We start from the raw sequence: 327 nt of genomic DNA, 5'->3' as shown, positions 1-327 counted from the left end.
GGATCGGCCGAAGGCACTTCCAGCCGTACACCGTTGGGATAAACAACCGACAAAACAGGATGACCTGCCGTCCCGGGAGTACCCATCGGAATAAAAACGTTATCCCCGCCAGACTGGTCTTCTTTCCAGCGACTGATCCAATAACTGAACTTACCCAGGGTGATGCCATGCTGAAGGCAGAACTCTTTCCGGGTCAAACCGCTCTCACGCCACTGGCCCACAAGGGTAAACATGTACTCTCTACGCTCTTTCATAACCATAATATTTTGAGCGTAAAGCTACAGCGGATCAATCAAGCAGAAAATATGTACTTGGTCGGGCGGATAC

Annotated in this window: 1 protein-coding gene; it reads right to left on the bottom strand. The window is 50.5% G+C overall.

The window, feature by feature from the left end; all coding sequences use genetic code 11:
• A partial coding sequence (locus JHJ32_RS22750) for a hypothetical protein (RefSeq protein WP_200123048.1) occupies positions 1–254 on the bottom strand: 254 nt, incomplete at its 3' end.
• Between the last annotated feature and the right edge of the window lie 73 nt (positions 255–327).

The organism is Parapedobacter sp. ISTM3 (genome assembly GCF_016533505.1).
GTDB lineage: Bacteria > Bacteroidota > Bacteroidia > Sphingobacteriales > Sphingobacteriaceae > Parapedobacter > Parapedobacter luteus.
The sequence above is the reverse complement of the archived record's forward strand: the minus strand, read 5'-3'. Positions and strand labels throughout refer to the sequence as shown.